Origin of the sequence: Neisseria uirgultaei, assembly GCF_962719845.1 — a bacterium.
Classification (GTDB): Bacteria; Pseudomonadota; Gammaproteobacteria; order Burkholderiales; family Neisseriaceae; genus Neisseria; species Neisseria bergeri.
On sequence record NZ_CAUIYF010000004.1, the window covers coordinates 175664 to 190250 of the forward strand.

Genomic DNA, 14587 nt, shown 5'->3' on the forward strand with positions numbered 1-14587 from the left:
ATGTCCTTTGCTTTACATTCCGCATACACAATGAATACGCAACCGCACGCTTCCCATACCGATTCCAATACGCTGATACTCGGTCAATACGCCGAACGCGCCTATCTCGAATACGCCATGAGCGTGGTCAAAGGCCGCGCGCTGCCTGAAGTTTCAGACGGTCAAAAGCCCGTGCAGCGGCGCATTTTGTTTGCCATGCGCGATATGGGCTTGACAGCGGGGGCGAAGCCGGTGAAATCGGCGCGCGTGGTCGGTGAGATTTTGGGTAAATACCACCCGCACGGCGACAGTTCCGCCTATGAGGCGATGGTCCGCATGGCGCAGGATTTTACCTTGCGCTATCCCTTAATCGACGGCATCGGCAACTTCGGCTCGCGCGACGGCGACGGGGCGGCGGCGATGCGTTACACCGAAGCGCGGCTGACGCCGATTGCGGAATTGCTGTTGTCCGAAATCAATCAGGGTACGGTGGATTTTGTACCGAACTACGACGGCGCGTTTGACGAGCCTGTACACCTGCCAGCCCGTCTGCCTATGGTGTTGCTCAACGGTGCGTCGGGCATCGCGGTGGGCATGGCGACCGAAATTCCGTCGCACAATTTGAACGAAGTTACGCAGGCGGCGATTGCGCTGTTGAAAAAGCCGACGCTGGAGACCGCCGACCTGATGCAATATATCCCTGCTCCAGACTTTGCCGGCGGCGGTCAAATCATCACGCCGGCGGACGAATTACGCCGGATTTACGAAACCGGCAAGGGCAGCGTGCGCGTGCGTGCGCGTTACGAAATCGAGAAGCTGGCGCGCGGACAATGGCGCGTGATTGTGACCGAGCTGCCGCCGAACGCCAACTCTGCCAAAATCCTTGCCGAAATCGAAGAACAAACCAACCCGAAACCGAAAGCGGGTAAGAAACAGCTCAACCAAGACCAGCTCAACACCAAAAAGCTGATGCTGGATTTAATCGACCGCGTGCGCGATGAGTCAGACGGCGAACATCCCGTGCGCCTAGTGTTCGAGCCAAAATCCAGCCGCATCGATACGGATACCTTCATCAACACGCTGATGGCGCAGACTTCTCTGGAAGGCAATGTGTCCATGAACTTGGTGATGATGGGGCTGGACAACCGCCCTGCGCAGAAAAACCTGAAAACGATTTTGCAGGAATGGCTGGATTTCCGCGTCGTGACCGTAACACGCCGTCTGAAATTCCGTTTGAACCAAGTGGAAAAACGACTGCACGTCCTTGAAGGCCGTCTGAAAGTCTTTCTGCACATTGACGAAGTGATTAAAGTCATTCGTGAATCAGACGACCCGAAAGCCGATCTGATGGCGGCGTTCGGGCTGACCGAAATCCAAGCCGAAGACATTTTGGAAATCCGCCTGCGCCAGTTGGCGCGTTTAGAAGGTTTCAAACTCGAAAAAGAATTGAACGAGTTGCGCGAAGAACAAGGCCGTCTGAATATCCTTTTGGGCGACGAAAACGAAAAACGCAAGCTGATTATCAAAGAGATGCAGGCGGACATGAAGCAGTTCGGCGACGCGCGCCGCACGCTGGTGGAAGAAGCCGGACGCGCCGTGTTGACGCAAACCACCGCCGATGAGCCGATCACGCTGATTCTGTCGGAAAAAGGCTGGATACGCAGCCGTGCCGGACACAACCTTGATTTGAGCCAAACCGCATTCAAAGAAGGCGACCGCCTCAAGCAAACCCTTGAAGGCCGCACTGTTTTACCTGTCGTCATCTTGGATTCATTGGGTAGAACCTACACGCTCGATGCCGCCGAAATTCCCGGCGGACGCGGCGACGGCGTACCGGTTTCATCCTTAATAGAGCTGCAAAACGGCGCGAAACCCGTCGCTATGCTCACCGGCCAGCCCGAACAGCACTACCTGCTCTCAGGCAGCGGCGGCTACGGCTTCATCGCCAAGTTGGCCGATATGGTCGGACGCGTGAAAGCGGGCAAAGTGGTGATGACCGTAGAAAGCGGCGAAACCGTCCTGCCGCCCGTTACCGTCTATGCTTCTTCGCTGATCAATCCTGACTGCAAAATCATTGCCGCCACTAATCAAAACCGCGCCATCGCCTTCCCCATCGGCGAATTGAAAATCATGCCGAAAGGCAAAGGACTGCAAATCATCGGATTAAACGCCGGCGAATCGATGACGCATACCGCCGTTTCTTCCGAGGCGGAAATCCTGATTGAAAGCGAAGGCAGGCGCGGCGCGGCGCACAAAGACCGCCTCCCCGTCTCCCTGCTTGAGGCAAAACGCGGCAAAAAAGGCAGACTGTTGCCCATATCGGGCAGCCTGAAACAGCTTTCTTCCCCCAAATAAACCCGGTTCCGCACATATTATGGTGATTTCCAACCCCCGCGAACTTGAAAAACTCAAAGACCGGATTCCCAATCTGATCAACATCATCCGCGTCGCCATCGTTTTCCCGCTGATGATTATGCACATCCTCGGGCTGGAAACCGGCAGCCGTGCGAACCTGCACGCTTCGTGGACGGCGTGGGCGTTTTATGTTTGGCTCGCCATTGCCTGCTGGCTGATTTTCTTTTCCATCATCCATCCGCATTGGCAATGGCAGTCGCTGAAAATGCCGCGTTTCAGCGCGGTGGCGGATATCACGATGATCGGCGTGCTGACCTACCTGTTCGGCGGCATCGATTCCGGCTTCGGCATCCTGATCCTGCCCTTCGTCGTCTGCTCCTGCCTGCTCAGCTACGGGCGTTATCCCCTGCTCTATTCCAGCTACGCCGCCATCCTGCTGATATTCAACGCCATTGCCGACGGCAATATCGGCAAATACCCGCTCATATCGGATACCCGTACCGCCTCGGCAACCTTCATCCTCGTCGCCGCCTCCTATCTTTCCGCCATCTTCACTTCCCTGTCGGTCAAATACATCGACAGCGCCGGCCAACTGGCCCGCAACAACCACCTCGCCTACCGGCGCATCAAAGGCTTGAGCCAAACCGTACTCGAACGCGTTCAGGAAGCCGTCGTCGTCATCAATACCGAAGGGCTGGCGGTGCTGTTCAACCGGAAGGCGAAAGACCTTTTCCCCGCGCTCGAAATCGGACGGCGCGCCGGCCTGTCCGATTCTGCCGCCGAACTGTGGAATCAAGCCTCTCCGCACAATTTCGAATACGTCCTCGGCACACCCGGCCTGAACGCCGGCATCCGCGCCGTTCCGGTCAACAAAGGGCCGGACAAGCTGCTCATCCTCTACATCCGCCCGCAAAGCGAAATTCAGGCAGAAGCCCTGTCCGTCAAACTTGCCGCACTCGGACAACTGACCGCCAACCTCGCCCACGAAATCCGCAACCCGATGTCCGCCATCCGCCATGCAAACGACCTGTTGCGCGAAAATGCAGAGGAAGAAGAAACCGACCCATTCAAGGTCAAACTTTGCGAAATCATCGACGGCAACGTCCGCCGTATCGACAAAATGCTCGAAGACATCTCCTCGCTCAACAAACGCAACAAAACCGCACGCGAAGCCATCGACCTGATGCAGTTTTGGATAGGCTTCAAACAGGAATTCCTGCTCAACAATCCCGATGCCGTCGGCTGCATCCGCCTGGATATGCAGGGCAATCACCTGACTGCCTATTTCGATTCCGCCCACTTGAGGCAAATTATGTGGAACCTGTGCAACAACGCATGGCGGCACAGCAGCAAACGTAACGGCTCGATTGCCGTCGTCGCCCGGCCTGCACAAAAAAACACCATCAGCATCCTGTTTGCCGACGACGGCGGCGGCGTTCCGCCCGAAGTGCAGGAACACTTGTTCGAACCCTTTTACACCACAGCAAAAAACGGAACCGGACTGGGGCTGTATGTCGCCCGTGAACTGGCACACGCCAACTTCGGCGATTTGACCTACCTGCCCGAAGCCAAATGTTTCGAACTCACATTACCGGAAAAAAGCAATGACTGAACTGCAACATCCCGTCCTCGTCGTTGATGACGAAACCGATATTCTCGACCTGATGGAAATGACCCTGATGAAAATGGGGCTGCGCGTCCATACCGCGTCAGGCGTTGCCGAAGCCAAAAACAAGCTCGACAGCCAACGCTATTCGCTCGTCCTGACCGATATGCGTATGCCGGACGGCTCCGGGCTGGAAGTCGTCCAACACATCAACAGCCGTGCACTCGACATCCCGATTGCCGTCATTACCGCCTTCGGCAATGCCGATCAGGCACAGGAAGCGTTGCGTTGCGGCGCGTTCGACTACATCCAAAAACCCATCACCCTCGCCCGGCTGCGTTCCCTCGTCAAATCGGCAATTTCCGTTTCCGAAAACCAAAACAAAATCCCCGAACCGCCCGTTCAGACGGCATCCCCCGTTTCTTCCCCCATGCCGTCTGAAGCCCCAAAACCTGCAAACGCGATACCGACGGCACCGCCCGTTTCCGCCGCCCTTCCCTATGCGGAATCCGATATGCCCCGCCTGCTCGGCAGCTCTCCGCAGATGGTCGAAGTCCGCCACCTCATCCGCCGCCTCGCGCCCGGCAAAGTACCCGTCTATATTTCCGGCGAATCCGGTACAGGTAAGGAACAGGCGGCACGCACCATACACGAACTGTCCGACCGTGCGGACAAACCCTTTGTCGCCGTCAACTGCGGTGCGATTCCCGAAAACCTCATGGAAAGCGAATTTTTCGGCTACCGCAAAGGCAGCTTTACCGGTGCCGACAAAGACCACGACGGCTTCTTCCGCCACGCCGACGGCGGCACTTTGTTTTTGGACGAAGTCGCCGACCTGCCCCTTTCCATGCAGGTCAAACTCCTGCGCGCGATTCAAGAAAAAGCCGTGCGCCGCATCGGTGATACGGCCGAGCAGCCCGTCGATGTCCGCATCGTCTGCGCCACCCACAAAAACCTCGAAGCCCTTGTCGGAAGCGGCGCATTCCGCCAAGACCTGTATTACCGACTCAATGTCGTCAGCCTCAATATGCCGTCCCTGCGCGAAATGCGCGAAGATTTGAAGCTGCTCATCCCCTACCTCCTGCACAAACACAGCCGCAACAACCTGCCTTACACACTCTCCCCCGCCGCGCAACAGATGCTCCTGAATTACAGCTACCCGGGCAATTTCCGCGAACTGGAAAACATCCTCGAACGCGCCGTCGCCCTGTGCGTCGGACACACCGTCCAAATCGACGATTTGCAGATTCAAGACGTGCGCCGCAAACCCCTTCAGTCCGAAACCGCCGAACCCGTTGCCGATAGCTTGCCGTCTGAAGCGTCCGCCCCGTACTGCGTCCTGCCGTTCGACCCCGATACCATGCAGATACAGGACTATCTCGACCAAATCGAACGCGACATCATCGAACAAGTCCTCAAACAAACCGAAGGCAACCGCACGCAGGCCGCCAAACGCTTGGGCATCAGCTTCCGTTCCATGCGCTACCGTATGGAACGCCTCAACATCGGCTGACGGCAAAACGGCATCCGCACCATCCCCGCCCACCCGAAAAAATGCCGTCTGAAACGGCACGGGAAAGCGGGTTCGCCCCTTGCTTCCGAACAAACAAAACTACTATGACCGACATCCTTATTGACAACACCGCCACCGAAACCGTCCGCACCCTGATACGGGCATTCCCCCTTGTGCCCGTTTCCCAACCGCCCGAACAAGGCAGTTACCTGCTCGCCGGACACGATACCGTCAGCCTCAAGCTTGTCGGGGAAAAGGGCGGCGTTACCGTCGATTTTGCCTCCGGCGCGGCACAATACCGGCGCACAAAAGGCGGAGGCGAACTCATCGCCAAAGCCGTCAACCACACCGCGCACCCCACCGTTTGGGACGCGACCGCAGGATTGGGGCGCGACAGCTTCGTCCTCGCCTCGCTCGGGCTGGCCGTTACCGCCTTCGAGCAGCATCCCGCCGTCGCCTGCCTGCTTTCAGACGGCATCCGCCGCGCCCTCCTCAATCCCGAAACGCAAGACACCGCCGCGCGCATCAACCTCTATTTCGGCAACGCCGCCGAACAAATGCCCGCCCTTGTTCAAACACAAGGCAAACCCGACATCGTCTATCTCGACCCCATGTATCCCGAACGCCGCAAAAGTGCCGCCGTTAAAAAAGAAATGGCCTACTTCCACCGGCTCGTCGGCGAAGCGCAAGATGAAGCGGCACTCCTGCATACCGCACGCCAAACGGCAAAAAAACGCGTCGTCGTCAAACGCCCGCGCCTCGGCGAACACCTTGCCGGACAAGCTGCTGCCTACCAATACACCGGCAAAAGCACCCGCTTCGACGTTTACCTGCCCTACGGAGCGGACAAGGGATAACGCCCATAAAACAAGACACCGAAAAATTTGCCGTTCTTATGCAAACGAGAAACCGGTTTTTGCGTTTCGACTGTTTTGGATAAGTCATCACACCTTAAAGTTTGTCATTCCCACAGAAGTGGGAATCCGATTCGTTCAGTTTTAGTTGTTTTCGAGTTTCAGGCAACTTCCAAACCGTCATTCCCACGAAAGTGGGAATCTAGAAATGAAAGGCAACAGGAATTTATCGTAAATGACCGAAACCGAACGGACTAGATTCCCGCCTGCGCGGGAATGACGGGGCGTGGGGATGCCGTCTGAAATTCCGTCATTCCCGTGAAAACGGGAATCTAGAACTTCTGATTTTTCAGACGACTTTTGAACATTGCCGCTACCCAATAATCTGGATTCCCGCCTGCGCGGGAATGACGAGGTTTCAGGTTGCTGTTTTTAAGTTGCTGTTTCGGGTTGCTGTTTTTTATGGAAATGACGAGGTTTTAGATTGCGGGAATTTATCCGCTCCTCCGTCATTCCCACGGAAGTGGGAATCCGGAAATGAAAGGCAACAGGAATTTATCGTAAATGACTGAAACTGAACGCACTGGATTCCCGCCTGCGCGGGAATGACGGGGCGGGGGGATGCCGTCTGAAATTCCGTCATTCCCGTGAAAACGGGAATCTAGAACTTCTGATTTTTCAGACGACTTTTGAACATTGCCGCTACCCAATGATCTGGATTCCCGCCTGCGCGGGAATAACGGGGTTTCAGGTTGCTGTTTTTAAGTTGCTGCTTCGGGTTGCTGTTTTTTATGGAAATGACGAAGTTTTAGATTGCGGGAATTTATCCGCTTCTCCGCCATTCCCGCGAAAGTGGGAATCTAGAAATGAAAGGCAACAGGAATTTATCGTAAATGACTGAAACCGAACGGACTAGATTCCCGCCTGCGCGGGAATGACGGGGCGGGAGGATGTCGTCTGAAATTCCGTCATTCCCGTGAAAACGGGAATCTAGAACTTCTGATTTTTCAGACAACTTTTGAACATTGCCGCTACCCAATGATCTGGATTCCCGCCTGCGCGGGGATGACGATGTAAAATTATCCGGGATTCAAAAAGACAGGCTTTCGCATCCGTGGGAATGACTGCGGAAAGATGATTTTTATTTTGTCATAAAAATCCGCACCTTAATCAGTTAGCGGTTAAATCAAACTTTTAGGGTGCAGATTACTTTTTATGATGTCAGACGGCATTTCGACAGATGGCAAACCTATTTCGGTAATACCAAAAACTTAATCAATAACTCTTTGAACACAAAACCGAACACGCCCAAGCCCAAAACCAAAAACAAAATGGCGATGCCGAATTTGCCCGCTTTAGACTCCTTGCCCAAATTCCAAACGATAAAACCCAAAAAAATAATCAAGCTGGTCAGGCAGATTTTCAACGCCCAATCGGCAAAAACCGCTTCATCCATATTTTTTCCTATTGTTGATGTGTATGCCATACGCGATAAGGGTTTCAGACGGCATTTGCGGTGTTTTCCGCCAATGCCGTCTGAAACACGCAATCAGCGTGCGAGTGCCTGTTTCAAATCATCGACGAGGTCGTCAACATATTCCAAACCGACCGACAGGCGCACCAATCCGGGGTGGATACCGGCGGCGAGTTTTTCTTCGGGCTGCATTCTGCCGTGCGTGGTTGTCCACGGGTGGGTAATGGTCGAGCGCACGTCGCCGAGGTTGGCGGTGCGGGAAAAGAGTTCCACGCCGTCCACGACTTTCCACGCGGCTGCTTGGTCGGCGACTTCAAAACCGATGACGATGCCGCCACCGTTTTGCTGTTTGTGGATAAGCTCTGCCTGAGGATGGTCGGGCAATCCGGTGTAGTACACGGCTTGAACCTGCGGCTGCGCTTGCAGCCATTGGGCGATTTTCAAGGCGTTGTCAAACTGTTTTTCCATACGCAGCGACAGGGTTTCCACGCCGCTCAACAACTGCCACGCGTTAAACGGCGACATCGCCAAACCGCAAGAGTTGCAGTAAACGGCGACCTGCGCCATCAGCTCTTCCGAACCCGCCAACACGCCGCCCATCACGCGCCCGTGTCCGTCTATGGCTTTGGTTGCGGAAGAAACAGAAATATCCGCGCCGTGTTTCAAAGGCTGAGAGCCGGCGGGCGACAAGAGGCTGTTGTCCACCACCAAAAGCGCGCCGATGCCGTGCGCCAATTCCGCCAAGGCTTCCAAGTCGGCTACTTCTCCCAAGGGGTTGGACGGCGTTTCCAAAAACAGCAGTTTGGTATTGGCTTTGACGGCGGCTTTCCATTCGTTTATATCGGTCGGCGACACGTGGCTCACTCCGATGCCGAATTTGGTAACGATGTTATTGATAAAGCCGACGGTCGTGCCGAACAGGCTGCGGCTGGAAATCACATGGTCGCCCGCCTGCAGGAAGGTGAAAAACGCTGCCTGAATCGCGGACATGCCGGTCGAAGTGGCGACCGCACGTTCCGCACCTTCCAAAGCGGCAATGCGTTTTTCAAAGGCCGCGATGGTCGGATTGGCAGTACGGGTATAAGTGAACCCTTTGATTTTTTTTGAAAACAAATCGGCAGCGTGTTGGGCGTTGTCCCACATGAAGCTGCTGGTCAGGAACAAGGCCTGATTGTGTTCGCGGTATTCGGTTTGTTCTTTGCCGCCGCGTATGGCGAGCGTCTGCGGGTGGAGTTTTTTGCTCATCGGTAATTCCTCGGTTTTGTCCGTTCGGCAACGGGGCGTGCGCCCGTTGTTTAATTTATTAATATTTTGCGCCCGTTCCGTGAGGCTTTCAAGTCGGATGAGAATGCAAATGCCGTCTGAACACGGCTTTCAGACGGCATGACGGTCAGCGTTTGTATTTTAATTCGTACTTGATGTCATTGAGGATTTTGCGGATATCGTGTTCCAACACGTCTTCGACTACCGCACCCGCCTGCTCGTGCAGCATTTGCTGGAGCTGATAAGTAAAGAGCGCCATCTGCTTCTGCACCGCCGTACGGATAATGCCGTTGACGGTATCAGTCAGATGTGGGCGCAGGCGTTTAATCAGCCGTTCGGTCAGCTCCTGTTCGGACAGGCAGAACACTTCGCGCCGGTTGACGGCTTTCGGGTTCAGGATATTGAGTTGGACGGGCATCAACGTTTCTTCCGCATCGTTTTCCCCGTTTTCCGAAACCGCCGGCTCATTCGTGCCGGATTCTGCCTCGTCGGCGTTTTCCCCGTCCCCAATCTGTGCGGTTTCAAATTCGACACTGTCTTTTTTGGCATCAAACCAGATTTTCCGCTGCGATTCAATGTGTTTTTCCGAAACCGACATTTGCAGGGAAGCCTGCGCGTTGAGCCAGTTTTCCTGAAGAATAACCATCGGGTCGGTTTCGATTTCTTCCCCGCAATCGGCAACGGCGGCATTGTGCTCCTCCTGCCATTTCTTCAGATACGCCTTTAACACACGGTTTCGGCTTGCATCGTCCAATTTCGGTGCGGGCGAACCCTTTGCCGCTTCGGAAGTTTGAACCGGCGGCACACGGTCGGGCGCGGTATTCATACGGCGCGTCCGGCGCAGGTTTTCCAAGCGTTTTTCCCAATTCGGCTCTTTATCCTGATTGTTCGTATCCATTTTTTCGGCTTCCGGTCCTTAATCTTTGCAGGCGGACAAACCCCGCCTGAAGCGCGTTTGATATAATCGCGCATTTTAACAGATTCGCGAGGATACATCATGAGCAGCATCGAACAGCGTTTGGAATATCTGGAAGAGGCAAACGATGTGCTGCGTATGCAGAACCACGTCCTGTCCACCGCCTTCAAAGCCTTAATCCGCGCCCTTCCCGCCGAAACCGCCGAAGTCGCGGTCGAGTCGATTCAGCTTGCTTTTGAGGACGCCTTGGCAGAATTGAGCTATGAGGACAGCCCGCATACGGATTTGTTCCACGACGTTACTTATGCGTTTTTCCGTGAAAAGGAACGTTAATTTTATGTTAAACTGATTTTTTAGGATTTTTGATTACCGAAAGGAATTTTGATGAATATGAAAAAATGGATTGCCGCCGCCCTTGCCTGTTCCGCGCTCGCGCTGTCTGCCTGCGGCGGTCAGGGCAAAGATACCGCCGCGCCCGCCGCAAACCCCGACAAAGTGTACCGCGTGGCTTCCAACGCCGAATTTGCCCCCTTTGAATCTTTAGACTCGAAAGGCAATGTCGAAGGTTTCGATGTGGATTTGATGAACGCGATGGCGAAGGCGGGCAATTTTAAAATCGAATTCAAACACCAGCCGTGGGACAGCCTTTTCCCCGCCTTGAACAACGGCGATGCGGACGTTGTGATGTCGGGCGTAACCATTACCGACGACCGCAAACAGTCTATGGACTTCAGCGACCCGTATTTTGAAATCACCCAAGTCGTCCTCGTTCCGAAAGGCAAAAAAGTATCTTCTTCCGAAGATTTGAAAAAGATGAACAAAGTCGGCGTGGTAACCGGCTACACGGGCGATTTCTCCGTATCCAAACTCTTGGGCAACGACAATCCGAAAATCGCGCGCTTTGAAAACGTTCCCCTGATTATCAAAGAACTGGAAAACGGCGGCTTAGATTCCGTAGTCAGCGACAGCGCGGTCATCGCCAATTATGTGAAAAACAATCCGACCAAAGGGATGGACTTCGTTACCCTGCCCGACTTTACCACCGAACACTACGGCATCGCGGTACGCAAAGGCGACGGGGAAACCTTAAAAGTAATGAACGATGCGTTGAAAAAAGTACGCGAAAGCGGCGAATACGACAAAATCTACGCCAAATATTTTGCAAAAGAAGGCGAACAGGCCGCGAAATAAGCCCGCCCGTCCGAACACAATGCCGTCTGAAGCCCTTTCAGACGGCATTTTCTATTGTCTGTGCCGTTTTGTGTCGGGATGGCAATGTCGGCGGCGCGGCATTGTTATGCCGCCATTTGAGTTTTCAGACGGCATTATCCCACCGCCGTCATTCCCACCCCGAACTGTCGGGCAGTGGCAGTTTTTAAAGATTATAAAAACCCGTCATTCCCACGCAGGCGGGAATCCGGACCATTGGACAGCGGCAATATTCAAAAGCCGTCTGAAGATTTAAAAGTTCTAGATTCCCGCTTTCACGGGAATGACAAAAAGTTGCGGACAGCAGGGGAATGACGGAGTTTCAGACGGCATTTAATGCCTTGTCAGGCTTCAGACGGCATCGCCCGCCTGTTTTGATATGGCGGCAAACCGCCCCGACAAAAAAAACAATCCGGAACGCGTCTGACCGTTCCGGATTGTTTTCAGGCGCATCCGCGCATCAGAACATACTGCGCACGCCCATATTGACCTGCCAATTCTGCCGCATCTTGTGCATCGAAGACCTTTGCGCCTCAAAATAAAGCTGCCGTCCGTTTCCGGCATTGCGGCTGACCACGCCCAAACCGTATTCCAACCAGCCGCCACGGTGTTTGAATTCCTCTACGGCAGAGCCGTTGAACCTGTGGCGGATCGTGCCGATAAATTCGCGTTTGTACATCAGCTTGCCGTAGATGTTCAGCCTGCCGCCGTCCAAACCGTCCACGCCCGCCCGAAAGCCGAACCGCCCCATCAGGCTGCGGAAGTTGTCCGTCTCGGCATCCAGCCCGTTTGACAGCGAAAAGCCGTAGCCGCGTGTAAACCAGTAGGACAACTGCGCTTCCGGCTGCCACCAATAGGTTTTGCCGCCGTCCTGTTTTTCCATCCGCCTGCCGGTTTCGGCGGAAAGCATATAGGCATTCAGGCGCGCCTCGTCCGATTCGACACGGACGCCGGCGTAATTGGTCAGCCCGTAGCTGCCCTTATATCGGGCGATGTTGGCGACCAAATCATAATAAGCCCTGCTTTCCCGGTTGAGCCAGGTGGAATAAACGCCTGCCGTCCTGCCGTAGATTTTGCCGATGCCGGCGTAGTCTTCGGGGGTGTAGGACGATTGGAGGTGGCGGAGCATCAGCCCTTTGTAATGAATCCATTTGTCGCCGAACCCCGTCCGGTTGAAGCCGCCGGCAAAACCCCAATAGCGGTTGCTGTAACCGCCTACGCGGTAATCGCTGCGGCTGCCGGCGAATTTTCCGCCGACGCGTTTGATCCAAACGTTGTTGTCTTCCTGCGGCGTTCCGTCGGCGTGGATTTCGCCCATACGCTGCACCAGCGTTTCATCGGAAACCGCGTTCAACTGATACAAAGCCTCGCCGAAAAGGACGCTGCTCGATGCGCCCGTTGACAATGTTGACGCGAAAAGGTAGAAGTCCCTCTTGCCGTCGGGGGTAATTTCGACATATTTGGATTTTTCCGACTCATCCAAGGCAAAACACCACCCTCCCTGTTCTGTACAGCGGACATTCAATTTGTATGATGCTTTATTGTCTTCTTGATTGCCCTTGTTTTCGACCAGCTTTAAAAATTCCCTGCCCGTCGTTGGTGCCTTGGCATTGTCTTCATATTCGATGATGTGTACGCCTTCGCTGCCTTCGCGCGTAATCAGCCTGTCCGATTCGCCTTTGACGATGTCGCCATACATTTTGAACACGCCGCCATCACCCTTGAGCTTGCTCACGGACACTTTGACGAATTTATTGTTGTCGCTAAATTCGACCTGCGCGTCTTCCGATAAATCCAACTCTTTCAGCATTGAATCATTGGTAACCGTCCAGCGCGCGCCGTTGCTCATTTTGAGATTGATGGTGTTTTTTGTTTTGTCGTCGATCGCACTGTCTTTAATCCAACCGTTTTCGTCGAAGAAATCTTCATATTCTTTGATTTTTGCTTCGTCTCTCGCAATACTTTTTATTTGGCTTTCTTTTGATCTCTCTTTTGCTTTTATTTGTTTTTCTTTTTTTTCTTTTTCTTTTGGGTCATTTTCATTGAGTTTAGCCAATTCTTCCTTGAGTTTAGCCAATTCGTCATCCAGCTTAAGCAATCTTTCCTGCTTTTTAACTAGACTTTTCCTTGTACTGTCGATACTTTGTTCCGTGGGCAGTACATTCCCGTCCGCATCCACGGTTGCGCTGAACATATCTTTCCCTTTGGCAAAGCTCCTTTTCCCGATATGGGCTTCCCCTTCAAAATAAGAATCTTTGTTGGCGAGGTTTACGCTCACGCTGCCGCCGTTGTAGGCGAAAATATCGCCTTTGATTTTGACAACCTTGTCTTCCCCGCCGACAACCTCGACTTTGCTGTTTTTCCCGTCAATCGCAAACGCGCTGCCTATGCTTTTCGGCCTGCCCTGCCCGTCATAAACCGGCGTTATATCGATATCGACGTTTCCACGGAAGACCGCTTCCATTTTGGAGCCTTCCGGAATCTGCTTCTTATTGCCTCTGCTATTGCTTGAATAGAAACCGAAACCGTTGTTTTCCGCCTCGTCCTGTCCGTTCCTATCGATTTTAATGTTTACGTCGCCCTTAAACTCCATCGTGGTGATGCTTGGATATTGAGGGTTGGGTTTGGTGCCATTATAGTGGTTGGCGGTAATGCCTTGCCCTCTATCTTTTCCTGATTTGATGTTGATATTCAGCGTCGAGCCTTCTTGGGAAACAAAATGATAGTTCCCCACTTTTTCACCATTATTAAACAATAGGATACCTTCGTTAGTAGAGTCGGAATCCGCATCCATATTGATGGTATTGCGCCCTTTAAAGGTAAGCGTCGCCGGCGCCAAGCTTGTGGATTTTCTCGTATTGATTCCGTCATAAGACAAAATGCCGACATTCGCGTTATGGGAGGCTATGGTTACGTTTTCAAAAGTGATGTTGTTTTCGCCCTCATAGCTTTGATCCGCCAACATCACCGCGCCGCCTCTCTTCTCCCCGCTAGTTCTGCTTAAGTCGTACAAATAACCTGATGAATGGTTTATCTTTGTTTCAAGCGATTTATTGTCAATCGTCGGCGAGGCATCGGCAGAGCCGTCTGCCAATTTGCCTTTTATCGTAATGTTGTTCGTACCGCCGTTGGCGGCAATGATGAGGGAATTTAAGGGTTTGACTTCGGTTTCGCCATCGTAGGTATAGTTGTTCTCTTGCCCTTTTTGTGCGAGGACGAGGGTGTATTTGTCTTCTTTAACGATTGTTCCTGTATTTGCATCCGCCCCTTGCGCGTGCATAGAAGCGGCTGCAAAACCAAGTAAGATGCATTGAACTGTCTTTTTTTGTTTCATCAGTTTTCCATTTTGAAGATATGTGATTTTTATCATTATATGCTTAAATCATTGACACGCCAAAAAAAAAAAAAAAAAAAAAAA

The 14587-nt window shown here is 53.3% G+C and carries 11 protein-coding genes; 7 read left to right on the forward strand and 4 right to left on the reverse strand.

The annotated features are described in order from the left end of the window. Positions 1 to 30 precede the first annotated feature (30 nt). The 4 genes from parC to Q9J32_RS04125 all read left to right on the forward strand — a co-directional run bounded on the left by parC (position 31) and on the right by Q9J32_RS04125 (position 6310). Positions 31 to 2334, forward strand: coding sequence for a DNA topoisomerase IV subunit A (gene parC, locus Q9J32_RS04110; protein WP_301885120.1), 2304 nt, complete (start codon positions 31 to 33; stop codon positions 2332 to 2334). 19 nt (positions 2335 to 2353) lie between these two features. Then, on the forward strand, positions 2354 to 3946 hold the full coding sequence (locus Q9J32_RS04115) for a sensor histidine kinase (protein WP_301885119.1): 1593 nt from the start codon (positions 2354 to 2356) through the stop codon (positions 3944 to 3946). Then, positions 3939 to 5453: a sigma-54-dependent transcriptional regulator gene (locus Q9J32_RS04120; protein ID WP_301885118.1), complete on the forward strand. Its 1515-nt coding sequence runs from the start codon at positions 3939 to 3941 to the stop codon at positions 5451 to 5453. Before Q9J32_RS04115 ends, Q9J32_RS04120 begins: the two co-directional genes overlap by 8 nt. A 104-nt stretch (positions 5454 to 5557) precedes the next feature. Beyond that, complete coding sequence (locus tag Q9J32_RS04125) at positions 5558 to 6310, forward strand: class I SAM-dependent methyltransferase (protein WP_301885117.1); 753 nt, start codon at positions 5558 to 5560, stop codon at positions 6308 to 6310. Between the two features lie 1246 nt (positions 6311 to 7556). On the opposite strand, the gene Q9J32_RS04130 is transcribed toward Q9J32_RS04125, so the two are convergent. The 3 genes from Q9J32_RS04130 to Q9J32_RS04140 form a co-directional block, all read right to left on the reverse strand. Then, the gene (locus Q9J32_RS04130; protein WP_301885116.1) at positions 7557 to 7763 is read right to left on the reverse strand and encodes a DUF2788 domain-containing protein; all 207 of its coding nucleotides are present in this window, start codon (positions 7761 to 7763) and stop codon (positions 7557 to 7559) included. 93 nt (positions 7764 to 7856) lie between these two features. After that, the gene (gene metZ / locus Q9J32_RS04135; protein WP_304667161.1) at positions 7857 to 9026 is read right to left on the reverse strand and encodes an O-succinylhomoserine sulfhydrylase; all 1170 of its coding nucleotides are present in this window, start codon (positions 9024 to 9026) and stop codon (positions 7857 to 7859) included. 145 nt (positions 9027 to 9171) lie between these two features. Then, positions 9172 to 9942, reverse strand: a complete 771-nt coding sequence (locus Q9J32_RS04140) for a hypothetical protein (protein ID WP_304667162.1) — start codon at positions 9940 to 9942, stop codon at positions 9172 to 9174. A gap of 99 nt (positions 9943 to 10041) precedes the next feature. Between Q9J32_RS04140 and Q9J32_RS04145 the strand changes: the two genes are divergently transcribed. From Q9J32_RS04145 to Q9J32_RS04155, 3 genes are read left to right on the forward strand one after another with little or no spacing between them, the layout of a single operon-like run. Beyond that, positions 10042 to 10293 (forward strand): NGO1151 family protein, encoded by a 252-nt coding sequence (locus Q9J32_RS04145; protein WP_101132479.1) that lies wholly within the window; start codon positions 10042 to 10044, stop codon positions 10291 to 10293. Between the two features lie 51 nt (positions 10294 to 10344). Next, on the forward strand, positions 10345 to 11151 hold the full coding sequence (locus Q9J32_RS04150) for a basic amino acid ABC transporter substrate-binding protein (protein WP_118796639.1): 807 nt from the start codon (positions 10345 to 10347) through the stop codon (positions 11149 to 11151). A gap of 19 nt (positions 11152 to 11170) precedes the next feature. After that, on the forward strand, positions 11171 to 11425 hold the full coding sequence (locus Q9J32_RS04155) for a hypothetical protein (protein ID WP_304667163.1): 255 nt from the start codon (positions 11171 to 11173) through the stop codon (positions 11423 to 11425). A 204-nt stretch (positions 11426 to 11629) separates the two neighbouring features. Here the strand turns inward: Q9J32_RS04155 and Q9J32_RS04160 are convergent, their stop codons facing one another. Beyond that, on the reverse strand, positions 11630 to 14503 hold the full coding sequence (locus tag Q9J32_RS04160; protein WP_304667535.1) for an autotransporter outer membrane beta-barrel domain-containing protein: 2874 nt from the start codon (positions 14501 to 14503) through the stop codon (positions 11630 to 11632). Positions 14504 to 14587: the final 84 nt, after the last annotated feature.

Bases quoted from the DNA above. Each gene is read 5' to 3' on its own strand.
- parC (WP_301885120.1), top strand. From the start codon at position 31: ATGAATACGCAACCGCACGCTTCCCATACCGATTCCAATACGCTGATA.
- Q9J32_RS04160 (WP_304667535.1), bottom strand. From the start codon at position 14,503: ATGAAACAAAAAAAGACAGTTCAATGCATCTTACTTGGTTTTGCAGCC.
- Q9J32_RS04150 (WP_118796639.1), top strand. From the start codon at position 10,345: ATGAATATGAAAAAATGGATTGCCGCCGCCCTTGCCTGTTCCGCGCTC.
- metZ (WP_304667161.1), bottom strand. From the start codon at position 9,026: ATGAGCAAAAAACTCCACCCGCAGACGCTCGCCATACGCGGCGGCAAA.
- Q9J32_RS04125 (WP_301885117.1), top strand. From the start codon at position 5,558: ATGACCGACATCCTTATTGACAACACCGCCACCGAAACCGTCCGCACC.
- Q9J32_RS04120 (WP_301885118.1), top strand. From the start codon at position 3,939: ATGACTGAACTGCAACATCCCGTCCTCGTCGTTGATGACGAAACCGAT.
- Q9J32_RS04115 (WP_301885119.1), top strand. From the start codon at position 2,354: ATGGTGATTTCCAACCCCCGCGAACTTGAAAAACTCAAAGACCGGATT.
- Q9J32_RS04130 (WP_301885116.1), bottom strand. From the start codon at position 7,763: ATGGATGAAGCGGTTTTTGCCGATTGGGCGTTGAAAATCTGCCTGACC.
- Q9J32_RS04145 (WP_101132479.1), top strand. From the start codon at position 10,042: ATGAGCAGCATCGAACAGCGTTTGGAATATCTGGAAGAGGCAAACGAT.
- Q9J32_RS04140 (WP_304667162.1), bottom strand. From the start codon at position 9,942: ATGGATACGAACAATCAGGATAAAGAGCCGAATTGGGAAAAACGCTTG.
- Q9J32_RS04155 (WP_304667163.1), top strand. From the start codon at position 11,171: ATGCCGTCTGAAGCCCTTTCAGACGGCATTTTCTATTGTCTGTGCCGT.